At 65.5% G+C, this 20,535-nt stretch carries 21 protein-coding genes; 8 read left to right on the top strand and 13 right to left on the bottom strand.

Annotated elements, in window-relative coordinates:
* Window positions 1–227: 227 nt before the first annotated feature.
* The gene (locus ACN0V4_RS14710) at window positions 228–686 is read left to right on the top strand and encodes a DUF4174 domain-containing protein (RefSeq protein WP_417677384.1); all 459 of its coding nucleotides are present in this window, start codon (window positions 228–230) and stop codon (window positions 684–686) included.
* Between the two features lie 83 nt (window positions 687–769).
* Here the strand turns inward: ACN0V4_RS14710 and ACN0V4_RS14705 are convergent, their stop codons facing one another.
* From ACN0V4_RS14705 to ACN0V4_RS14680, 6 genes are all read right to left on the bottom strand, one after another.
* Window positions 770–2,815, bottom strand: coding sequence for an acetyl-CoA carboxylase biotin carboxylase subunit (locus tag ACN0V4_RS14705; RefSeq protein ID WP_417677382.1), 2,046 nt, complete (start codon window positions 2,813–2,815; stop codon window positions 770–772).
* A gap of 134 nt (window positions 2,816–2,949) precedes the next feature.
* The gene (locus ACN0V4_RS14700) at window positions 2,950–3,150 is read right to left on the bottom strand and encodes a hypothetical protein (RefSeq protein ID WP_417677380.1); all 201 of its coding nucleotides are present in this window, start codon (window positions 3,148–3,150) and stop codon (window positions 2,950–2,952) included.
* A 337-nt stretch (window positions 3,151–3,487) separates the two neighbouring features.
* Window positions 3,488–3,832, bottom strand: a complete 345-nt coding sequence (locus ACN0V4_RS14695) for a hypothetical protein (protein ID WP_417677378.1) — start codon at window positions 3,830–3,832, stop codon at window positions 3,488–3,490.
* Window positions 3,833–3,904: 72 nt separating this feature from the next.
* Complete coding sequence (locus ACN0V4_RS14690; protein ID WP_417677376.1) at window positions 3,905–4,045, bottom strand: hypothetical protein; 141 nt, start codon at window positions 4,043–4,045, stop codon at window positions 3,905–3,907.
* A gap of 214 nt (window positions 4,046–4,259) precedes the next feature.
* Window positions 4,260–4,748, bottom strand: coding sequence for a DUF6497 family protein (locus ACN0V4_RS14685; RefSeq protein ID WP_417677374.1), 489 nt, complete (start codon window positions 4,746–4,748; stop codon window positions 4,260–4,262).
* 247 nt (window positions 4,749–4,995) lie between these two features.
* Window positions 4,996–6,528, bottom strand: a complete 1,533-nt coding sequence (locus tag ACN0V4_RS14680) for an acyl-CoA carboxylase subunit beta (protein WP_417677372.1) — start codon at window positions 6,526–6,528, stop codon at window positions 4,996–4,998.
* 215 nt (window positions 6,529–6,743) lie between these two features.
* Between ACN0V4_RS14680 and ACN0V4_RS14675 the strand changes: the two genes are divergently transcribed.
* The 3 genes from ACN0V4_RS14675 (at window position 6,744) to ACN0V4_RS14665 (ending at window position 10,857) form a co-directional block, all read left to right on the top strand.
* Window positions 6,744–8,087 carry a M10 family metallopeptidase C-terminal domain-containing protein gene (locus ACN0V4_RS14675; protein WP_417677370.1) on the top strand — a complete coding sequence of 448 codons (1,344 nt, stop codon included), beginning with the start codon at window positions 6,744–6,746 and terminating at the stop codon, window positions 8,085–8,087.
* A 31-nt stretch (window positions 8,088–8,118) separates the two neighbouring features.
* Window positions 8,119–9,348, top strand: coding sequence for a multidrug effflux MFS transporter (locus ACN0V4_RS14670; RefSeq protein ID WP_417677368.1), 1,230 nt, complete (start codon window positions 8,119–8,121; stop codon window positions 9,346–9,348).
* A gap of 108 nt (window positions 9,349–9,456) precedes the next feature.
* Entirely contained in the window at window positions 9,457–10,857 is a 1,401-nt protein-coding gene (locus tag ACN0V4_RS14665) for a helix-turn-helix domain-containing protein (protein WP_417677366.1), read from the top strand.
* Window positions 10,858–10,938: 81 nt separating this feature from the next.
* On the opposite strand, the gene ACN0V4_RS14660 is transcribed toward ACN0V4_RS14665, so the two are convergent.
* The 4 genes from ACN0V4_RS14660 to ACN0V4_RS14645 form a co-directional block, all read right to left on the bottom strand.
* On the bottom strand, window positions 10,939–11,175 hold the full coding sequence (locus tag ACN0V4_RS14660; RefSeq protein ID WP_417677364.1) for a YdcH family protein: 237 nt from the start codon (window positions 11,173–11,175) through the stop codon (window positions 10,939–10,941).
* Window positions 11,176–11,272: 97 nt separating this feature from the next.
* Window positions 11,273–11,848, bottom strand: a complete 576-nt coding sequence (betI, locus tag ACN0V4_RS14655; protein ID WP_417677363.1) for a choline-responsive transcriptional repressor BetI — start codon at window positions 11,846–11,848, stop codon at window positions 11,273–11,275.
* A gap of 107 nt (window positions 11,849–11,955) precedes the next feature.
* A complete protein-coding gene (locus tag ACN0V4_RS14650; RefSeq protein WP_417677361.1) occupies window positions 11,956–12,873 on the bottom strand; it encodes a DMT family transporter in 918 nt (305 codons plus the stop codon).
* Window positions 12,874–12,913: 40 nt separating this feature from the next.
* Window positions 12,914–13,513 carry a LysE/ArgO family amino acid transporter gene (locus tag ACN0V4_RS14645; RefSeq protein ID WP_417677359.1) on the bottom strand — a complete coding sequence of 200 codons (600 nt, stop codon included), beginning with the start codon at window positions 13,511–13,513 and terminating at the stop codon, window positions 12,914–12,916.
* Between the two features lie 88 nt (window positions 13,514–13,601).
* Here ACN0V4_RS14645 and ACN0V4_RS14640 point away from each other — a divergent pair, with 88 nt between their 5' ends.
* Together ACN0V4_RS14640 and ACN0V4_RS14635 are read left to right on the top strand one after the other, a co-directional pair.
* A complete protein-coding gene (locus ACN0V4_RS14640; protein WP_417677357.1) occupies window positions 13,602–14,510 on the top strand; it encodes a LysR family transcriptional regulator ArgP in 909 nt (302 codons plus the stop codon).
* Window positions 14,507–15,199, top strand: a complete 693-nt coding sequence (locus ACN0V4_RS14635; RefSeq protein WP_417677355.1) for a nitroreductase family protein — start codon at window positions 14,507–14,509, stop codon at window positions 15,197–15,199. Before ACN0V4_RS14640 ends, ACN0V4_RS14635 begins: the two co-directional genes overlap by 4 nt.
* Before the next feature lie 2 nt (window positions 15,200–15,201).
* On the opposite strand, the gene ACN0V4_RS14630 is transcribed toward ACN0V4_RS14635, so the two are convergent.
* On the bottom strand, window positions 15,202–16,095 hold the full coding sequence (locus ACN0V4_RS14630) for an AraC family transcriptional regulator N-terminal domain-containing protein (protein ID WP_417677353.1): 894 nt from the start codon (window positions 16,093–16,095) through the stop codon (window positions 15,202–15,204).
* A gap of 179 nt (window positions 16,096–16,274) precedes the next feature.
* Between ACN0V4_RS14630 and ACN0V4_RS14625 the strand changes: the two genes are divergently transcribed.
* Entirely contained in the window at window positions 16,275–17,033 is a 759-nt protein-coding gene (locus ACN0V4_RS14625; protein WP_417677351.1) for an SDR family NAD(P)-dependent oxidoreductase, read from the top strand.
* A 102-nt stretch (window positions 17,034–17,135) separates the two neighbouring features.
* On the opposite strand, the gene ACN0V4_RS14620 is transcribed toward ACN0V4_RS14625, so the two are convergent.
* Complete coding sequence (locus ACN0V4_RS14620) at window positions 17,136–17,876, bottom strand: YebC/PmpR family DNA-binding transcriptional regulator (RefSeq protein WP_417677349.1); 741 nt, start codon at window positions 17,874–17,876, stop codon at window positions 17,136–17,138.
* 148 nt (window positions 17,877–18,024) lie between these two features.
* On the opposite strand from ACN0V4_RS14620, the gene ACN0V4_RS14615 reads away from it, so the two are divergent.
* Complete coding sequence (locus ACN0V4_RS14615; protein WP_417677347.1) at window positions 18,025–19,797, top strand: SLC13 family permease; 1,773 nt, start codon at window positions 18,025–18,027, stop codon at window positions 19,795–19,797.
* Window positions 19,798–19,873: 76 nt separating this feature from the next.
* Here ACN0V4_RS14615 and ACN0V4_RS14610 read toward each other — a convergent pair whose 3' ends face one another.
* A complete protein-coding gene (locus tag ACN0V4_RS14610; protein WP_417677345.1) occupies window positions 19,874–20,527 on the bottom strand; it encodes a hypothetical protein in 654 nt (217 codons plus the stop codon).
* Window positions 20,528–20,535 lie beyond the last annotated feature (8 nt).

The raw sequence follows: 20,535 nt of genomic DNA, 5'->3' as shown, positions 1-20,535 counted from the left end.
TGAAATGTCGTCGTCGCGCAAAGATGCGCGCCAAGATGTAAAATAACGTCCATCGCCTTGATCCTTCGTCTGGCGGCCGCCCCAGCCGGCCGTCTTGCGGGAAATGGGATCACTGTCATGCCCAACCCCTGACGAAGCGATTAACGTTAAAATTTTTGCGGTTCGCGCGGCATTCGCCGGTCGCAATCCCCGGGAAGGCGTCTATATTCCCCCCGACAGGAGACCGCATGACCCGCATTCTTGCCTTTGTTCTTTCAGCACTAATTCCGTTTTCCGCCCTGGCGCAGGAGGCCGGAGCCACCGATGCGGCCGCCCCTGCCCTGATCCGGCCGGCGGCTGAAACAGCGCTGACCGAGTTCCTTTGGCTGAAACGGCCGGTGGTGATCTTCGCCGACACGCCGAACGATCCGCGGTACATCGACCAGATCGACATGCTGCGGGCCGAACTCGCCACCCTGGCAGAGCGCGACGTCGTGGTGCTGACCGACACCGACCCCAGCGGCCAGAGCCCGGCGCGGCAGAAGCTGCGCCCGCGCGGGTTCCAGGTGGTGCTGATCGACAAGGATGGCACGGTGGCGCTGCGTCGCCCCTCGCCGCAAAGCGTGCGCGAGATCACCCGCTCGATCGACAAGACGCCGCTGCGCCAGCGCGAGGTCGAGGAACGGCGCGGCCAACCCAGGGAATAGGCCCGGCAGGCACGGCCTGCCGCCCCGGCGCATCGCTGCGCCGGAGCCGAAAGCTGACGATCTGACGCCAGCCCCGTCATGGGTTATTCGAACTCCATGATCACTTCGTCCACCGCCAGGCTGTCGCCCGGGGCGGCGTTGATCTTGGCGACGATGCCCTTGCGCTCGGCGCGCAGGATGTTCTCCATCTTCATCGCCTCCACGGTGCAAAGCGCCTGACCTTCCTGCACCTCTTCGCCGACCTCGACGTTGACCTTCACGATCAGGCCGGGCATCGGGCAGAGCAGCAGTTTCGAAGTGTCGGGGGCCACCTTCTCAGGCATCAGCTTGACCAGCTCGGCCTGACGCGGGGTGCGCACATGCACCTTCAGATCGGCGCCACGGCTGCGGATGCGGAAGCCCTGGGTGATCTCGCCCACCTTCAGCACCAGCTTGCCGCCATCGACGTTGATCTCGGCCAGCTGATCGCCCGGGGTCCAGGCGCTGGAGACCCGATGCTCGGAGCCATCGGCAAAGGTCACGGTCGACCCCTGGTGATCCGCCGCGATCTTGACCGGAAAGTCCTCGCCCTGCAGGCTGACGACCCAATCCTCGCCGACATGGCGTTCGTGGTTGTCCATCCGGCCCGACACCCGGGTGCGGCGGATTTCGCCGACACGGTGCATAGCCGCGGCGCTGGCGGCGATCCGACGCAGCGCCAGTTCCGGCAGCGCCACCCCGTCGAAGCCTTCGGGATATTCTTCGGCGATGAAGGCGGTGGTCATCTCGCCGGCGACGAACTTCGGATGGTCCATCACCGCCGAGAGGAACGGCAGGTTGTGACCGATGCCTTCGACCTCGAAGGCGTCGAGCGCGTCACGCATCGCCTCGATCGCCTCGGCCCGGGTCGGCGCCCAAGTGCAGAGCTTGGCGATCATCGGGTCATAGTACATCGAGATCTCGCCGCCCTCGAAGACGCCGGTATCGTTGCGAACCGCGGTGGCTGCGGCGGGCGCATCCCCCTGCCATTTGCCGTTCTTCAGCAGCGGGCCGGCGGCATGCTCCAGCGGCGGACGATAGCGGGTCAGCCGACCGATCGACGGAAGGAAGTTGCGGTAGGGGTCTTCGGCGTAAAGCCGGTTCTCGATCGCCCAGCCGGTCAGCTTGACGTCGTCCTGGGTGAACGACAGCGGCTCGCCCCCCGCGATGCGGATCATCTGTTCCACCAGGTCGATGCCGGTGATCAGCTCGGTCACCGGATGTTCCACCTGCAGGCGGGTGTTCATTTCCAGGAAATAGAAGTTCTTCGCCCCGTCGACGATGAATTCCACCGTGCCGGCGCTGGCATAGCCCACGGCCTTGGCCAGGGCCACCGCCTGTTCGCCCATCGCCTTGCGGGTCGCCTCGTCCAGGAAGGGGCTCGGCGCCTCTTCGACCACCTTCTGGTTGCGGCGCTGGATCGAACATTCCCGCTCGCCCAGATAGACGCCATTGCCGTGCTGGTCGCACAGCACCTGGATTTCGATGTGGCGCGGCTGAGTCACGAATTTCTCGATGAAGATCCGGTCGTCGCCGAAGGAGTTCGCCGCCTCGTTCTTCGAGCTTTCAAAGCCTTCGCGGGCCTCCTGATCGTTCCAGGCGATCCGCATGCCCTTGCCGCCGCCGCCGGCCGAGGCCTTGATCATGACGGGATAGCCGATCTCGCCCGAGATCTTCACCGCCTCGTCGGCATCCGCGATCAGCCCCATGTAACCGGGGACGGTCGAAACGCCGGCTTCCTGCGCGATCTTCTTCGAGGTGATCTTGTCGCCCATCGCCTCGATCGACTTGACCGGGGGGCCGACGAAGACCACGCCCTCGGCCTCGAGCGCCTGGGCGAATTTCGGGTTCTCGGACAGGAATCCATAGCCCGGGTGCACCGCCTGGGCGCCGGTTTCCCGGATCGCGGCCATGATCTTGTCGATCACGATATAGGACTGGTTCGCCGGCGGCGGGCCGATGTGCACCGCCTCGTCCGCCATCTTCACATGCAGCGCATGCTTGTCGGCGTCGGAATAGACGGCCACCGTCTTGATCCCCATCTTGCGGGCGGTCTTGATGACCCGGCAGGCGATCTCGCCCCGGTTTGCGATCAGGATTTTATTGAACATTCCAGTCCCTTCCAGTGCGGGGCCGGCAGCCAAGCGGCCGGCCCGAAACAAAACAAAGGCCACCGGGGCGACGATGCGCCCCGATGGCCTCGGATAGCTGTCCGGCAGGCGTCGCCGCCCGCGGTGCATTCAGATCAGCAAAGACCGACGTCGTTGCACAGCGCACCACCCGCCGCGCCGATCGCAGCGCCGGTGAGTACGTTGTTGTGTGTCGCGCTGGCCGCGCCAGCGCCGATCGCGGCGCCCGCGATTGCCCGCTGCCCGTCATTTTGGAGACACCCTGCCAGCGCCAGAAGTGCGCAGGGCACGACGGCCAGTAACTTGAGTTTACGCATGCTGCTCTACCTGTCTTGTGGTTTTCGTGGCCAAGACTATCCGCCAGAGCGGAGGGGCAGGCAATTACCGGCAGTCGCGGCGCCGTGATCTCGGCAAACACCCGCCGAGATGCAACCTCAGGAAATGCGGACGAAAAAACGGACAGATCCCGGACAAAAGCCGGAGTCTGCCCGTGCATAGGTAAGGTTCGGAACAGATGAAACGGTACACAGTGGCGCACCGTCCCCGGCAGGCTGCCGCAAGCGCCGGGCAACGCCAAGAGCACGGCATCGCCCTGCCCGCTTTGGGCCGGTTCCTGCCGGTTTGCCCCTTGCGCCTGCGAAAAGCCGCCGATGGTCATCCGAAGATCTCCGGAAAGCTCTGCTCAGCCACATCGACGTCGATCCGCAGCAGCGCCTCGTAACTGACGGGATCGAAGGGATCTTCCGCGGCAACCACCTCGCGACCGAACAGCCAGCTCAGCCGGCCGGCGTCGAGATTGCCGCGTTCGAAAGGTTCATCGCCGAATTGATCCCACAGCGCCTGCATGAAGGCGGCGTCGGCGCGGCGGTCGCCCGGCCGGCGGTCGGGAAAACGCTCGCGCTGGGTCAACGGGGTGACCCCCTTGGGATTGGCGCGACGGATGACGAATTGATAATCGGTGCCGGGCAGTCGGCCCGGAAAGCCGCGATGCTTTAGCATGGCCGCTCCTCCTGAACGAGGCGCGCGGCCGGCAACGTCGGGACCGGCCGACGGGCCGGCCCCGCGCAAATCTCAGTATTTGCTCTTGAAAGTCGGCTCGACCGAAACCGGTGCGGGCTGGACCACGACATAGTCTTCTTCGGGTGCCTTGTTGCAGGCAGCCAGGCTGGCAACGAAGCCAACCATGGCGAGGAATAGGATGCTCTTCGACATCTGGTTCTCCTGTTTGCGGTCGTGAAACCGACAGAGCGGAACTGCCCTGCCCGCCACAGCCTCATAATGGCGGCCACTGTCCCGTGGCCCGCGCTGAGTCTATCGCAAAGCCGTGAGGAAGAACATCCATGCCCAAGCGTCCGAAGCCGCTGTGGCGGCAATGTCGCAGCCGGGAGGGAACCTGCGCTTTGACCCGCAATATCCTGTAGCATCGTCAAAATCCTTCCCAAATGCAGCGGATTTTCTCCGGCCTGTAGGCCTCGAAAACCTGGGTGGCGTCGGGGTCGCTTTCACCGAAGGGCACGACGCGGTCGGCCAGAGAAATCACCACCCGTTCCGGGGTGAGATCATGCGCCGCCAGATAAGGCAGGACAAAGTTCTCGCAGAGATCGTCGATATCCTCCGACACGGTTGCCGCCTTGCCAAGCTCGGGCGCCAGAAAGCGAAACCGCGCCCAGAGCGCACCGGGCGTGTCGTCCAGCCGGACCTCCTGCAACGAGACCTGCCGCCCGGAAGGCACCGCGATGCGAACGGCAGAAGGCTCCGCGCTGGCGGCGACGGCCAAGGGGAAAATACCGAAAAGGCTGATCAATGCGAATCCGCAGCCCCGACCCCGCCATTGCTGGCAAGCTCCTCCTGCCGGGGCTGCGTGCGCAACACGGAACCCCCGTCGCGCTGTCCGGTATCCGCTCAGCCAGATCATGACGTAGCTTCCCCCAGCTTGTCAAACGACGAAACTGCCCAGCACGAAATAAAATGTCTTTTGCCGGCCACCAGAAGACGAATCATTCCAACCCCACCGCCACCACTCTGGCCGGCGCGGGGCTTTGAAAGCAGGAATGTCGTCCCCGATTGGGTCATGTCTGATGTTTCCGGATTTGCGGATATCCCGCCGGAGGCCGATGTCCGGGCCTCCGGCGGGAATGGTTTCGATTGGAAAAGACGGCCGCTTAGAGCGGGATGTTGTCGTGCTTTTTCCAGGGGTTGCTGAGCTTCTTGTTGCGCAGCGAGGCAAAGGCGCGCGACACCCGGCGACGGGTCGACCGGGGCTGGATCACCTCGTCGATGAAGCCGCGTTCGGCCGCAACGAAGGGGTTGGCGAAGCGGTCCTCATAATCCTTGGTCCGCGCCGCGATCTTCTCGGCATCGCCCAGCTCCGAGCGATAGAGGATCTCGGTCGCCCCCTTGGCCCCCATCACCGCGATCTCGGCGGTGGGCCAGGCATAGTTGAAATCACCGCGCAGGTGTTTCGAGGCCATAACGTCATAGGCGCCGCCATAGGCCTTGCGGGTGATCACGGTGACCTTCGGAACGGTGGCCTCACCATAGGCGAACAGCAGCTTGGCGCCGTGCTTGATGACGCCGCCGTATTCCTGGCTGGTCCCCGGCAGGAAGCCCGGCACGTCGACGAAGGTCAGGATCGGGATTTCGAAGCAGTCGCAGAAGCGCACGAAACGCGCCGCCTTGCGGCTGGAGTCGATGTCGAGACAGCCGGCCAGCACCATCGGCTGGTTGGCCACCACACCCACGGTCTGGCCTTCCAGGCGGATGAAGCCGGTGATGATGTTCTTGGCGTAATCGGCCTGGATTTCATAGAAATCGCCCTCGTCCGCGACCTTCAGGATCAGCTCCTTCATGTCGTAGGGGGTATTGGCGTTTTCCGGCACCAGCGTGTCGAGGCTCATCTCCACCCGGCCCGGCTCGTCGAAGAAGGGGCGCACCGGCGGCTTTTCGCGGTTGTTGAGCGGCAGGAAATCGACCAGGCGGCGAATTTCGCTGAGCGCTTCGACGTCATTCTCGAAGGCGCCATCGGCGACCGAGGACTTCTTGGTATGGGTCGAGGCGCCGCCCAGCTCCTCGGCGGTGACGACTTCGTTGGTGACGGTCTTCACCACATCGGGGCCGGTCACGAACATATAGGAGGTGTCCTTCACCATGAAGATGAAGTCGGTCATCGCCGGGCTATAGACCGCGCCGCCGGCGCAGGGGCCCATGATGACCGAGATCTGCGGCACCACGCCCGAGGCCATGATATTGCGCTGGAACACATCGGCATAGCCGGCGAGCGAGGCGACGCCTTCCTGGATGCGGGCACCGCCAGAATCGTTGATGCCGATCACCGGGGCGCCGTTCTGCACCGCCATATCCATGATCTTGCAGATCTTCTGCGCATGGGTTTCCGACAGCGAACCGCCGAAGACGGTAAAGTCCTGGCTGAAGACATAGACCATGCGGCCGTTGATGGTGCCCCAGCCGGTGACCACGCCGTCGCCATAGGGGCGTTGTTCCTGCATGTCGAAATCGGTGCAGCGGTGCGACACGAACATGTCGAATTCTTCGAAGCTGCCGTCGTCCAGCAACAGGTCGATGCGTTCGCGCGCGGTCAGCTTGCCGCGCGCGTGCTGCGCGTCGATCCGCTTCTGCCCGCCGCCCAGCCGAGCGGCGGCACGGCGGTCTTCCAGCTCGGAAAGAATATCCTTCATGATGCGATCCCCTATAAGATTTCGTCGGACCATATAGCCGCCCGACCGGACACCAAAGCGAAATTGCGCAAATTTGCAAATGCCTGAAAATTTCGATCAGCTAACATGCAAATCCGCAAATTTTGCCTCCTATTCGGCTTTTCTTAGCGCAAAGACGCAGGATCTGTTAGATCTCTCCGCAACAAAATCTCAGTTCACACCGGGCTTGACGCAAGATGATTTCCAAGAGCGATATTCTGGCCGGGATGCAGTTTCCCCTGCTGAACCAGATGAACCCGATCAACACCACCGGTGCGGCGCGTCAGGTGATCACCTTTCAATACGCCGGCAACAGCCAGCCCGACGATCTCCCCACCGGCTCGACCTATACTGGCTGGACCGCCTTCACCGCCGGCGAGAAAGCCGCCTTCGAGGCGGCGCTGGCGCATATCGAGACCTTCCTGAACGTCGACTTCATCGAAGTCAGCGGCGCGGCCGACCCCGACATGAACGTGGGCAAGGTCACCCTGTCCGGCAGCACCACGGGTTATGGCGGCTACAGCGCCTCCTATGACCCGGTGGCGAAGGAGATCACCAGCTACGATAGCTATGTGGTCTATGACAACGCCCTGGACCTGAGCGATCAGGCCAATCTGCTGCTGCACGAGCTGGGCCACGCCCTGGGGCTGAAACACCCGTTTTCCGATCCGGTGCTGCCGGATGCCTACGACACCAACAAGTTCACGGTGATGTCCTATACCGACAACCCGGACAATGGCCTGCGCAGCGACGCGATGATGCTGTTCGACGTCTTCGCCGCGCAGGACATCTGGGGCGCAGCGCGGTACAACGCGGACAACACCCGCTATACCGGCCCGCGCACCGACACGGTGGATGTGATCTGGGACACCGCCGGACGCGACACGCTGGACGCCAGCGACCGCAGCACCCAGGTGGTGCTGACGCTCAAGCAGGGGGCCTTTTCCAGCTTTGATGCCACCGACGACGTGGTGATCGCCTTCGGCACCAGGATCGAGAACGCCATCGGCGGCAATGGCGACGATCTGATCCTCGGCAACAACGGGCGAAACACCCTCACCGGAGGCGGCGGCACCGACGTGCTGCGCGGCAATGGCGGCAATGATCTGCTGCGCGGCGGCACCGGGAGCGACACGCTGAAGGGCGGCGGCGGCGACGACAGCCTCAAGGGCGAGGCCGGGAAGGACAAGCTGTTCGGAGACAGCGGCAAGGACGTGCTCAGCGGCGGCTCCGGCAACGACAGCCTCAAGGGTGGCTCCGGCCGCGACACGCTGGACGGCGGGGGCGGCAATGATGCTCTGCTGGGTGGCGGCGGCGCCGACCGCTTCGTCTTCGCCGCAGGTGGCGACCGCGACCGGATCAAGGATTTCGCCGACGATCTCGACAGCCTCCGCCTGAAAGGCTTCGGCGACCTCGATACCGTGCTCGGCCACGCCAGCCAGATCGGCGCCGATGTGGTGTTCGATTTTGGTGGCGGCGATGTGCTGACTGTCCTAGACATGACAGTGGATGCGCTAGGCGACGATATAATCATCGCCTGACGCAGGCGAGGAACAATCAAGACGGCACTCCATGGCGCATTTGCAGGAGCCCGCCGGGCCCGGCACGCCCATGGCGGGGCCCCGCACTCCGCCTCATATCGGGACACTGATCCTGCTGTCGGGTCTTTCGGCCCTGGCGATGAACATCTTCCTGCCCAGCTTGCCGGGGATGACCGCCTATTTCGAAACCGATTACCGGCTGATGCAGCTTTCGGTGGCGCTCTACCTCGGGATCAACGCGGTGGTGCAGATCCTGATCGGCCCGATCGCCGACAACATCGGGCGGCGGCCGGTGATCCTCTGGGGGCTGGTGCTGTTCCTGATCGCCACCATCGGCTGCCTGTTCTCCCCCACCGCCGAGGTCTTCCTGCTGTTCCGCATGGGGCAAGCCGTGGTTGTCGTCGGCATGGTGCTGGGTCGCGCGGCGGTGCGCGACATCTATCCCTCCGATCAGGCGGCCAGCATGATCGGCTATGTCACCATGGGCATGGCGGTGGTTCCGATGCTGGGCCCGATCGCCGGCGGCTTTCTCGACGGGCTGTTCGGCTGGACCGCGAATTTCTGGCTGCTGGCGGTGCTGGGGCTGGCCACGCTGGTGCTGACCTATGTCGATTTCGGGGAAACCTCTCACAAGAGCGGCAAGACCCTGGTCGCACAGTTCCGCGAATATCCTGAGTTGCTGCGCTCCCCCCGGTTCTGGGGGTTCACGCTGGCGGCGTCGTTTTCGGCAGGCTGTTTCTATGCCTTTCTGGGCGGCGCGCCCTTCGTCGGAACCGAGGTTTACGGGCTGGAACCCTCGGTCCTCGGCATCTATTTCGGCGCCCCGGCGGTGGGCTATTTCCTGGGGAATTACCTCTCCGGTCGCTTTTCCGTGCGTGTCGGGCTGAACACCATGATCCTTTGGGGCGGCGTGATCTGCGCCACCGGGATCGGCGTGTCGATGGTGGTGATGGCCAGCGGTGCCGGCTCGGCGGAAAGCTTTTTCGGCTTCATGACCCTGGTGGGGCTGGGCAACGGCATGGTCCTGCCCAATGCCACCGCCGGCGCGCTGTCGGTGCGCCCGCATCTGGCCGCCACCGCCTCGGGCCTGAACGGGGCCACCATGCTGGCCGGCGGCGCCGGGCTGAGCGCGCTAGCCGGGGCGCTTCTGACGCCGGAAACCGGGGCCGGGCCATTGCTGATGATCATGTTCATCTGCGCCGTTCTCGGCATTGGCGCGATCCTTCTGGTGATCCTGCGGGAACGGCAACTGCGGCTTTGACACCCGCGCAAGCGCGCTTCCGGCGCCCTGGCGGGGCTTGCCCTCGACGCTTTGCAAACCTATCCTCTGCACAAAGCAAAGCCGCAAAGACCCACCCAGGGAGCCGCCATGGCCACGCAAAAGCTCTATGCTGGCGCCAAACTGCGCGAGATGCGCACGAGGCTCGGCCTGACCCAGAAGGATTTCGCCGGCAAGCTCGGCGTCTCCCTGCCCTATCTGAACCAGATGGAGAACAACAACCGCCCGGTCAGCACCACGGTGGTGCTGGCGCTGGCGCAGGAATTCGGGCTGGATGTCACCGAGCTGTCCACCGGCGACAGCGAACGGCTGGTCAGCGACATGCGCGAGGCGCTGGCCGACCCGGTCTTTGCCGATGTCGCCCCGCCGCTGGCCGATCTGCGGCTGACCGCCTCGAATGCGCCGGCGCTGGCCCGGGCGTTTCTGGCGCTGCACCGCAGCTATCGGCAGACGCATGAACGCCTGGCCTCGCTGGACGAGGCGCTGGGGCGCGAGGACGCGCGGATCGAGGCCAGCCCCTGGGAAGAGGTGCGCGATTTCTTCCACTATTGCGACAACTACATCGACGCGGTGGACCGCGCGGCCGAGAATTTCGCCCAGCAGGGCCGCGGCCCCGGCCATATGCGCGACACCGCGATGGCGGCGCTCGAAGGGATCGGCGTGCGGGTCGATCTGGCCGATATCGGGCCGATGCGCGACTATGACGCCGAGACCCGCGTACTGACCCTGTCGACCCGCGCCGCGCCGCAGACCCAGGCGTTCCAGATGCTGCTGCAACTGGCGCTGCTCCAGCAGGACAAGCTGCTGGAGGCGACATTGGATTTCGCCCGCTTCCGCAGCGAGGAGGCCCGCGCCATCGCCAAGATCGGCCTTGCCAATTATTTCGCCGGCGCCGCGCTGATGCCCTATGGCGCCTTCCTGAACGCCGCGCAGGAAACCCGCCACGATCTGGAGCTTCTGGGCGCCCGCTTCGGTGCCTCGATCGAACAGGTGGCGCATCGGCTTTCCACCCTGCAACGCCCCGGCGCCAAGGGCATTCCCTTCTTCTTCGCCCGGGTCGATCAGGCCGGCACCATCACCAAGCGGCACAGCGCCACCCGGCTGCAATTCGCCCGCTTCGGCGGCGCCTGCCCCCTGTGGAACGTGCATCGGGCGTTCGAGACGCCAAGCCGATTTTTGCTGCAACTGGCCGAAACGCCGGATGGGGTGCGCTATATCAACCTCGCTCGCGACGTATCCAAACCGGGCGGCAGCTTCGGCGCGCCAGTGCGCCGCTATGCCATCGCGCTGGGGTGCGAGCTGCGCCATGCCGACGCGCTGGTCTATGCCGACAAACTCGACGTGAACAACGCCAATGCCTTCGAACCGATCGGGATTTCCTGCCGGATCTGCGAACGCAAGACCTGCCACCAACGCTCGGTCCCGCCGCTGGAACGCCGGCTCAGCATCGACGCCAACCGCCGCGGCGTGCTGCCCTATGAGGTGAGGTAGGCCCGCCCAGAGCGGAGCTGCCAAAGAAAAACGCGCGACCCCAAGGCCGCGCGCTTTGTCAATTCACTGCATCGGGGCAGATCAGGCCGAGAGCATGTTCCAGATCTCGTCCTTGAGCGCGGCGCGCTGCTTGCGCATCTCGACCTCGGCCAGCTCTTCCACCGGCTCGACATTAGTCTCGGCGCGGTGCACGGCGCGGTTCACCTCGTGATATTCTTCCACCAACTTGGCGAAATGCGGATCGCTTTGCTTCAGTTCGGCGATCTTATCGGCTTGTTCGGGGAATTCCTCGGCCAGCTCGTGCGGCGTATGGGTCATCTGTTCGCTCCTTCCAACAGTCGGTGTCGCTATACCCTATGGATCGGCAAAGTCCATGACATTGACACCGATCAAGCCCGCGTCCGACCTTTAGGCCTCAGGCCTGCTTGCCCCGGCACAGCGTCTCAAGCACGGTCAGCGCCTGGCGCTCCGCCTGCGCCGGGCTGAGCCCGGGATCGAGCGCGGCGCGGATATACAGACCGTCGATCAGCGCCCCCAGCGTATCGGCGGCCGCCTCGGGCGCCGAACAGACCGGGCGCAGGGCATGAATCAGGTTCGACCGCAGCCGCAGATGATAAATCTGCCAGAGCCTGAGCGCCTGGGCATTGGTCTGGGCCATGACGTAAAAGCACATCCAAGCCCCGACCGCCTCGGGGGTGAAGCTTGACCCGGCGAAGCAGGCCCGCACGATCGCCTTGGCGCGTGCCTGCGGTCGAGCCACCCGCAATTCGCGTCGCACCTCGGCACCGAAATCGGTGAGAATCCGGCGCATCGCGGCCAGAAAGATCTGATCCTTGCCGCCGAAATAGTGGTGCGCCAGCGCGCTGGAGACCCCGGCACGACGGGCAATCTGGCTGACGGTCACATCCAGCGTCCCGGCGGCCCCCAATTCGGCGATGGTGGCACGCACCAGCGCCTCGCGGCGGATCGGTTCCATTCCCAGCTTCGGCACGGGTTCACCCTTTCTGACTTGGCCGACCGAGGCTAAGGCTTACCGACTGACCCGTCAATCAAGAAGGCCCGGCCAGGAGTGCAGCCCGGCCTTGCCAGATTGGCAGGTCAGACCTTGGTGGCAGGAGATGGCGGGGTGATGCCGCGCCGGCGCACCACGGCTTCGCGCCAGGTGATAAAGCTGATCGCCCCAAGGATCAGCCCGGCGCCGATCAATACCCACATGTCGACGCTTTCGTGAAACAGCAGATATCCCATCAGCGTTGCCCAGACCAATTGCAGGAACGTCACCGGCTGGGTCACCGTCAGCGGCGCCGCGCGCAGCGCAAACGTCATCATCAGATGGCCCGCGGTGGCGAAACAGGCAACACCGAACAGCATCGCCAGCTCATAAGGCGTCGGGCGCACCCAGACCGCTATGGCGAAGGGCGTCAACCCGATCGCCACCCAGACCGACAGCATCGACACCACCACCACCGGGCTCACCTCATCCGCCAACACCTTGGCCAGCAGGTAGGAGAAGCTGAAGATCGTCGCCGCCACCAGCATCGCGATATGCCCCGGCTCAAGTTCGCGGAACCCGGGGCGCAGGATCACCACGGCACCGATCAGCGCCACGCTGATCGCCGCGATCCGCCGGATCGCCAGATGCTCGCCCAGAAACAGCGCCGCACCGATGGTCACGAAGATCGGCGACAAATAGTTCAGCGCCGTCAGCTCGGCCAGCGGGATCCGTGTCATCGCGAAGAACCACAGCATCACGCCGGCGGCATGCAACATGCCGCGCAGGGCGAAAAGCCCGATCCGCCGCGCGGTGAAGCGGGTCTCAAGGATCGGCCGCAGCATCGGCAGCACGAAGACCAGCCCCATGACATAGCGCAGAAAGGCCGCCTGCTGCGCCGGGATGCGGTGCCCCAGCGATTTGACCAACGCGGTCATGACCACAAAGCTCAGACCGGCGGCAAGCATCCAGAGGACACCGGCCAGCGGATGGGCCGGCGAAGGAGCGACTTTAGGCTGTGTCATGCCTGAGGTTGAACACCCATTCGTGAGGCCAGACAAGACTTCACATGACAATTAGTCGCAGGGCGACAGCCCACATCACCAGGGCCAGACCGGCATCCAGCAGCCGCCAGGCACCGGGCCGTGCCAGCCAGGGGGCGATCAGCCGCGCGCCGAACCCCAGGGTGAAGAAAAAGGCAAAGCTCGCCGCCATCGCGCCCAGGGCAAATCCCAGCCGATCATCATATTGCGCCGAGACCGAGCCGATCAGCACCACGGTATCGAGATAGACATGCGGGTTGAGCCAGGTCAGCGCCAGGCAGGTCAGCAGCGCCGCCGCGCGCCCCTGCCCCGCCTGCCCCGCCGCCTGCATCGCCGCCCCGCCACGCGCTGCTGCCAACAGGTTGCGCGCGCCATAGGCGATCAGGAAGGCGGCCCCGCCATAGCGCATCGCCGGTTCGAACCAGGGCACCAGTGCGGCAAGCGTCCCCATTCCCGAGACGCCGGCCGCGATCAGCACCGCGTCCGACAGCGCACAGGTCAGCACCACCGCCAGGACATGGTCGCGCCGCAGCCCCTGACGCAGGACAAAGGCGTTCTGCGCCCCGATGGCAACGATCAGGCTGAGCCCTAGGGCAAAGCCCGGCAGGATGGCGGATGGCATCGGCTGTCTCTCCTTCAGTCAGGATTTGACTAGAGGCCTCACCGAACTTAATCCAGTTAAAGATACTTACTTCAGATTAGGAACTCTAATGCGGTTCGATGCCCCCCAGCTCGCCGCTCTCGCCGCCGTGCTGCGGCAGGGCAGCTTTGACGGTGCCGCTGCCGATCTGGGCGTCACCCCCTCGGCGGTGTCGCAACGGATCAAGGCGCTTGAGGACCGGGTGGGCGCCGCATTGGTTCAGCGCGGCAGCCCCTGCACCACCACGCCGACGGGTGCACGGATCGCCAAACATGCCGAGGATGTCGGGCTTCTCGAGGCGCAGCTGTCGCGCGATCTGGCGCTCGATCCCCGGCCCGGGGCGGCGCGACTGAAGCTCGCCGTCAATGCCGACAGCCTCGCCACCTGGTTCGTGCCGGCAATGGCCGCGGTTCCCGATCTGCTGTTCGACCTGGTGATCGACGATCAGGACCACAGCGCCGACTGGCTCAAGCGCGGCGCCGTCAGCGCAGCGGTTTCAGCGCATGACCAACCGGTGACGGGCTGCGATGCCCATCCGCTCGGATCGCTGCGCTATCTCGCCACCGCCAGCCCCGCCTTCATGGCCCGCTGGTTCAAGACCGGGGTCACGGCGGAGGCGCTGGCGCGCGCGCCCTGCATGATCTTCAACGCCAAGGACCGGCTGCAACGCCAATGGATCGAGGCCGTCACCCACCGCCGCCTGAGCCCGCCGGCGCATTATCTGCCCTCGACCACCGCCTTCGTCGATGCGGCGCTGGCCGGGCTCGGCTGGGGGATGAACCCGGCACCTCTGGTGGAAGAGCACTTGCGCCAGGGCCGTCTTGTGCCAGTCTTGCCCGACCGGCCGCTCGACGTGGGGCTCAGCTGGCAGGTCAGCCGGGTGATGGCCCCGGCGCTGTGCCCACTGACCCGCGCGGTGCGCACCGCCGCCGGCGCGGCGCTGATCCCGCCGGCAAAGAACAAGGGAGGACAGGAATGATTTCGAAAGACAGCCTCAGGTACGACGCGATCCCGCTGCCGGACCGCGCCCGGATGAAGGACGAAGAGATGTTGATGGCGGCAGAGGCCTTTTACGACCAGATGCGCCGCCGCCACACGGTGCGCGACTATTCCGACCGGCCGGTGCCGCGCGCGATCATCGAAAGCTGCCTCCGCACCGCCGGCACCGCCCCCTCGGGGGCCAACCACCAGCCCTGGCATTTCGCCGCCGTGGCCGATCCGGCGCTCAAGGCCCGCATCCGCGACGAGGCCGAGGAGGAGGAGCGCCACTTTTACGCCGGTGGTGCCGGCGACGAGTGGATCCGCGCGCTGGAGCCGATCGGCACCACGGCGGAAAAACCGCATCTGACCATCGCCCCCTGGCTGATCGTCGTCTTCGCCCAACGCTGGGGAGAGTTCGAGGACGGCAGCCGCTACAAGAACTATTACGTTCCCGAAAGCGTCAATATCGCCACTGGCTTCCTGCTGGCGGCGCTCCATACCGCCGGCCTCGCCACGCTGACCCATACGCCCAACCCGATGAAATTCCTCAACGCTGCGCTGGGGCGGCCGGCCTCGGAAAAACCCACGATGATCATCGCCGTGGGACATCCCGCGGCCAAGGCCACGGTGCCGGCCGTCGCCAAGATCAAGAAACCGCTGGCGGAGATCGCCAGTTTCTTCGACTGACCTCAGGCCGCGTCGCGGTCGGCGCGCGGCGGCACCCCGAACTTGCGGGCGTATTCCCGGCTGAACTGGGTCGGGCTTTCATAGCCGACCGCAAAGGCCACGCTCGAAACCGGATCACCGCCACTGCGCAGCCGCTGACGCGCCTCCAGCAGCCGCATGTCCTTGATGTACTGCACGGGCGTGGTGTTGGTCACCGCGCGGAAATGGTCGTGAAAGCTTGACGGGCTCATCCCCGCCAAGGCCGCCAATTCGGCAACCGTGAAGGCGGCAGAGCAATCGCCCCGGATCCAGGCCAGCACCCGATGGATGCGGCTGGCATGGCTGTCGCGCTGCGCCAGCCGCCGCAACATGCCGCCATGCGATGCGACCAGCAGGCGATAGTGGATCTCCCGCACGATCATCGGCTCTAGCACCGGCCGATCCTGCGGCGCCTCGACCAGCGCGAAGAGCCGGCGCATCGCATCCACCAGCGCCGCATCCACCGGGCCCGGTTCGATGGCGCGCGCCGGCGGTTCCGCCGCCTCGGGCACCGGCCCCAGTTCCATCGCCAGGCGGCGCACCAGATCGAGATCGAGCGCCAGCGCCAAAGCCACATAAGGCCTGAGCGGCGAGGCCTCGACCACCCGCGCCCGGGTCGGCAGATCGAGGCTGATGATCACCGCACTGCCGGCGGCGAATTCGACCCGCTCGCGGCCCAGATAGCTTTCCTTGCGCCCCTGCAACACCAGACAGACCAGCGGGTGATAGGCCTGCGCCACCAGCACCGTCGGCGCCCGCGTGCGCACCAGCGTCAGCCCCTCCACCCCGGTGGGAAAGCTGCGATGATCGGCGCCATGCCGGTCCGCGAAACCGATCACCTGCGCAGCCAGGGCGGGATCAGGCGGAGGATTGGACATCTTGGAAACCTCGGGGGAGTGCAGAAATTCCATCGTTTCTGGCCCCGACAATAGGCGCACGTCCCGCGCCGCGCCAGAGCTTCGGAGGATCGGGCAAGACTGGCGGAGGATGAGGCAGGCGGGGATCGCGATCCGCTGCCAGATTGACCGCATCGAACCACTGAGACGGAGTTTCCCCCATGACCGGTAAGATCGCCCTCATCACCGGCGGCAGCCGCGGGCTCGGCCGCAATGCCGCCCTTCACCTGGCCCGCGCCGGCCTGGGCATTGTGCTGACCTACAACAGCAATGCCGAGGCCGCCGACGCCGTTCTGGCCGAGATCGCCGCGGCGGGCGGCACCGCCGTGGCCCTGAGGCTAGACACCCGTGACACCGATGGTTTCGCGGATTTCGCCGACCGGCTGGCGGGCTGCCTGCAAACGACCTGGGGACGGCGCGATTTCGACGTGCTGATCAACAACGCAGGCACCGGCATCAACAAGCCCTTCGCCGAGACCACCCAGGACGATTTCGACCAAATGATGTCGATCCACCTGCGCGGCCCCTTCTTCCTGACCCAGCTTCTGCTGCCAATGATCACCGATGGCGGGCGCATTCTGAACGTCTCGTCGGGGTTGGCCCGCTTCGCTCTGCCGGGCTTCGCCGCCTATGCGGCGATGAAGGGCGGGATCGAGGTTCTGACCCGCTATCTCGCCCGTGAACTCGGCCCGCGTGGCGTCGCGGTGAACGCCATCGCCCCCGGGGCAATCGAGACCGATTTCGCCGGCGGCACGGTGCGCGACAACCCCGAGGCCAACCGCCATATCGCCCAGATGACGGCGATGGGCCGGGCCGGGGTGCCGGATGACATCGGCGGCGCGATGACCGCCCTGCTGACCGGCGATCTGCAGTGGATGACCGGGCAGCGGATCGAGGTCTCGGGCGGGCAATTGCTCTGACCCGGTCCTCTCTGCCGAAGCGCGGCGCGCGGCGCCCCTGAAACGGCAAACGCCCGGCTGATCGGCCGGGCGTTTCTAAGATGTCTTGGGCAGACGCGGCGATCAGAGCTGCGACATCACCTCGTCCGAGGCTTCGAAGTTGGTGGTGACGCGCTGCACGTCATCGTCGTCTTCCAGCGCATCGACCAGCTTCATCAGCTTCTGCATGCTCTCGAGGTCCATCTCGGTGGTGGTGGTCGGCTTCCACACCAGCTTGGTGCTCTCGCTTTCGCCCAGCGTCGCCTCGAGCGCGGCGGAGACCTCGGCCAGATCGGTATCGGCGCACCAGATCACATGTTCTTCGTCCGAGCTTTCCACATCCTCGGCGCCGGCCTCGATGGCGGCTTCCATCACCGCGTCGACGTCGCCCACCGAAGCGGGATAGGTAATCTCGCCCTTGCGTTCGAACATGAAGCCGACCGAACCGGTTTCACCCAGGTTGCCGCCGTTCTTGGTGAAGGTCGACCGCACGTTCGACGCGGTGCGGTTGCGGTTGTCGGTCATCGCCTCGACGATCACCGCCACGCCGTTCGGGCCATAGCCCTCATAGCGGATTTCTTCGTAATCGTCGCCCTCGCCACCGGTGGCCTTCTTGATCGCGCGTTCGATGTTGTCCTTGGGCATCGATTGGCTCTTGGCTTCCTTGATGGCAAGCCGCAGCCGCGGGTTCTTGTCGGGATCGGGGTCGCCCATCTTGGCGGCGACGGTGATCTCCTTGGAGAATTTCGAGAAGAGCTTCGCGCGAACCGCGTCCTGGCGGCCCTTGCGATGCTGAATATTGGCCCATTTGGAATGCCCGGCCATGTTGGGTGCGTCCTCGTCCTGATTTCTGGATTGGCGGTCATATAGCCGCTTGCCCCACCCCTGATCAACCCGCCCCGCAAAACACGGGGTTTCCGCCGATCACAACCCTGACAGTTGCCCTGAGCCGCCCAGCCGCTAAGCTTGCACAATGAGCACCGATCAGCTCCTTCTCTTCGTGATCTTCGCCCTGGTCTTCGCGTTGCTGCTCTGGGGCCGCATCCGCTATGACATCATCGCCTTCTCGGCGCTGCTGACGGCGGTGGTGCTGGGCGTGGTGCCGACCGAGGCCGCCTTCTCTGGCTTTGGCCACCCGGCGACGCTGGTGGTGGCGCTGGTGCTGATCGTCTCGGCCGGGCTGACCCGGTCGGGGGCGGTCTATCTGATCACCCGCACCTTGGTCGACGCGCGGCGCGGGCTTGGCACCCATATCGCCCTGATGGGCGGCATCGGCGCGCTGCTTTCGGCCTTCATGAACAATGTGGCGGCGCTGGCCCTGCTGATGCCGGTCGATATCCAGACCGCCCGCAAGGCCGGCCGCGCGGCCTCCTACACCCTGATGCCCTTGAGCTTCGCCACCATTCTCGGCGGCATGGTCACGCTGATCGGCACGCCGCCCAATATCGTCATCGCCACCATTCGCGAACAGACGCTTGGCAGCTCCTATCACATGTTCGATTTCGCCCCGGTCGGCGGTATCGCGGCGCTGGCAGGGCTGATCTTCGTGGCGACGCTGGGCTGGCGGCTGATCCCCGACCGCGGCGCTTCGGTCAGCGGCCCGGCCGAACTGGCCCCCTATATCGCCGAGCTGACGGTGCCCGAGGGCTCGCCCCAGATCGGCAAGCGCCTGGGCGAGCTGGACGAGACTGGCGAAAAGACCGATGTGGCGATCCTGGGGCTGATCCGCGGCGGCCAGCGCCGCTATGGCCGGGCGGCAAGCGCGCTGCTCGAGGCCGGCGACACGCTGGTGCTGGAGGCGGTGCCCGAGGCGCTGGACGAATTCCGCGCCGCGCTGAACCTCGCCTTCTCCGACGCCGACCGGCAGGAAAAGCTGACGGCGGCGGGCGAAGGGCTGGATCTGATCGAAGTGGTGGTGCCCGAAGCGGCCCGCATCGCCGGCAAGTCGGCGCAGGGCATCGGTCTCGCCCGCCGGCAGAACACCGTGTTGATGGGGATTTCCCGCAGTGGCGAGCGGATCACCCGCGAGGTGCGCAAGACCCCGGTGCGCCCCGGGGATATCCTGCTGCTGCTTTGCCCGCGCGACCGGGGGCCGGATGTCACCGACTGGCTGGGCTGCCTGACCCTGGCAGAACGCGGGCTCAGCGTGACGGCCAATGAAAAGGTCTGGCTGGCGATCGGCCTTTTCTCGGTGGCGGTTCTGGCGGCGAGCGTCGGGCTGATCTATCTGCCTGTCGCCCTCGGTATCGTGGTGATGGGCTACGCGCTGACCGGCATCCTGCCGCTGCGCGAGCTTTACGATCACGTCGAATGGCCGGTGGTGGTGCTGCTGGGGTCGATGATCCCGCTCGGCGCCGCGCTCGACAGTTCGGGCGGCACCAAGCTGATCGCCGACGGGCTGGTGACGCTGACGCGGGGCTGGCCGGCCTGGGCGGTGCTGACCGTGCTGATGGTGGTGACGATGACGCTGTCGGATGTGCTGAACAATACCGCCACCACGATCGTCGCGGCCCCGGTGGGCATCCAGATGGCGCAGACGCTGGGCGTTTCGCCCGATCCCTTCCTGATGGCGGTCGCGGTCGCCGCCTCCTCCGCCTTTCTCACGCCGATCGGGCACAAGAACAACACGTTGATCCTTGGCCCCGGCGGCTATCGCTTCGGGGATTACTGGCGCATGGGGCTGCCTCTCGAACTATTGGTGATCGCGGTGTCGATCCCGGCCCTGCTGATCTTCTGGCCGTTCTGATCCCGGCCCCGGCCCTTGCCTGCCCCAACGCGGACGGAATGGCCCGGACGAAACCGCGAATCGCGCACCGCTGCGGTTACCCCGCCGCCCCAGGCCGGAACCATCGAACCAGCAAGGCCGCCGCGACCGGAAAGACACCGGCATAGCCGAGGATGCCGATATTGCGCAGCCCCATGTCACCGGCGACAACTCCACTGAGCCCGGCGAGCGCCAGAACACCGCTGAGGATCAGCAGACCGCGGATCAGCCGCGCGTCTCCGCCCCCGCCGAAGGCGGGCGCCGCACAGAGAACCGACAGGGCGAAGAATAGATCCCATGCCAAGATGTCGATGGCATAGGCCAGCGAGGGCCATTGAAACGAGAAAAGACGAACAGCCCAAGGTTCCGCCGCAAAGGCGGGTGTCAGGCTGAGGGTGAGAATCGAGAAATGAACACTCATCGTCAGGGCCGTGGTCAGGCTCATGAAGATCACCGAGAGCAGGCTCAGCGCCTTGGTCCCTGCGGGCGCGGCGGCATGGATGGCGACCGTCAGGGCCAGCATGAAGGGCATCAGGGCGAGGATGAGAAGCTCCAGCACCCGGAACCACGGATCGCCGATCGGCTCCTCGGGCGTGGAAAGCGACAGAAAACCGAGGGTCAGGACCACCACATAGGCAAGGTTCAGGGCAAAGACCGCCGCCGCCGCGATCATGCCGAGCCGGCGCACGGCTGTGGTCGGGTGACGGCTCATGTCATCCC

Origin of the sequence: Pseudodonghicola sp., assembly GCF_048268305.1 — a bacterium.
Lineage (GTDB): Bacteria > Pseudomonadota > Alphaproteobacteria > Rhodobacterales > Rhodobacteraceae > Pseudodonghicola.
The sequence above is the reverse complement of the archived record's forward strand: the minus strand, read 5'-3'. Positions and strand labels throughout refer to the sequence as shown.

Bases quoted from the DNA above. Each gene is read 5' to 3' on its own strand.
- ACN0V4_RS14700 (WP_417677380.1), bottom strand. From the start codon at position 3,150: ATGCGTAAACTCAAGTTACTGGCCGTCGTGCCCTGCGCACTTCTGGCG.
- ACN0V4_RS14610 (WP_417677345.1), bottom strand. From the start codon at position 20,527: ATGAGCCGTCACCCGACCACAGCCGTGCGCCGGCTCGGCATGATCGCG.
- ACN0V4_RS14650 (WP_417677361.1), bottom strand. From the start codon at position 12,873: ATGACACAGCCTAAAGTCGCTCCTTCGCCGGCCCATCCGCTGGCCGGT.
- ACN0V4_RS14615 (WP_417677347.1), top strand. From the start codon at position 18,025: ATGAGCACCGATCAGCTCCTTCTCTTCGTGATCTTCGCCCTGGTCTTC.
- ACN0V4_RS14695 (WP_417677378.1), bottom strand. From the start codon at position 3,832: ATGCTAAAGCATCGCGGCTTTCCGGGCCGACTGCCCGGCACCGATTAT.
- ACN0V4_RS14680 (WP_417677372.1), bottom strand. From the start codon at position 6,528: ATGAAGGATATTCTTTCCGAGCTGGAAGACCGCCGTGCCGCCGCTCGG.
- ACN0V4_RS14645 (WP_417677359.1), bottom strand. From the start codon at position 13,513: ATGCCATCCGCCATCCTGCCGGGCTTTGCCCTAGGGCTCAGCCTGATC.
- ACN0V4_RS14640 (WP_417677357.1), top strand. From the start codon at position 13,602: ATGCGGTTCGATGCCCCCCAGCTCGCCGCTCTCGCCGCCGTGCTGCGG.
- ACN0V4_RS14625 (WP_417677351.1), top strand. From the start codon at position 16,275: ATGACCGGTAAGATCGCCCTCATCACCGGCGGCAGCCGCGGGCTCGGC.
- ACN0V4_RS14685 (WP_417677374.1), bottom strand. From the start codon at position 4,748: ATGATCTGGCTGAGCGGATACCGGACAGCGCGACGGGGGTTCCGTGTT.
- ACN0V4_RS14665 (WP_417677366.1), top strand. From the start codon at position 9,457: ATGGCCACGCAAAAGCTCTATGCTGGCGCCAAACTGCGCGAGATGCGC.
- ACN0V4_RS14660 (WP_417677364.1), bottom strand. From the start codon at position 11,175: ATGACCCATACGCCGCACGAGCTGGCCGAGGAATTCCCCGAACAAGCC.
- ACN0V4_RS14670 (WP_417677368.1), top strand. From the start codon at position 8,119: ATGGCGCATTTGCAGGAGCCCGCCGGGCCCGGCACGCCCATGGCGGGG.
- ACN0V4_RS14690 (WP_417677376.1), bottom strand. From the start codon at position 4,045: ATGTCGAAGAGCATCCTATTCCTCGCCATGGTTGGCTTCGTTGCCAGC.
- ACN0V4_RS14635 (WP_417677355.1), top strand. From the start codon at position 14,507: ATGATTTCGAAAGACAGCCTCAGGTACGACGCGATCCCGCTGCCGGAC.
- ACN0V4_RS14630 (WP_417677353.1), bottom strand. From the start codon at position 16,095: ATGTCCAATCCTCCGCCTGATCCCGCCCTGGCTGCGCAGGTGATCGGT.
- ACN0V4_RS14710 (WP_417677384.1), top strand. From the start codon at position 228: ATGACCCGCATTCTTGCCTTTGTTCTTTCAGCACTAATTCCGTTTTCC.
- ACN0V4_RS14620 (WP_417677349.1), bottom strand. From the start codon at position 17,876: ATGGCCGGGCATTCCAAATGGGCCAATATTCAGCATCGCAAGGGCCGC.
- ACN0V4_RS14705 (WP_417677382.1), bottom strand. From the start codon at position 2,815: ATGTTCAATAAAATCCTGATCGCAAACCGGGGCGAGATCGCCTGCCGG.
- ACN0V4_RS14675 (WP_417677370.1), top strand. From the start codon at position 6,744: ATGATTTCCAAGAGCGATATTCTGGCCGGGATGCAGTTTCCCCTGCTG.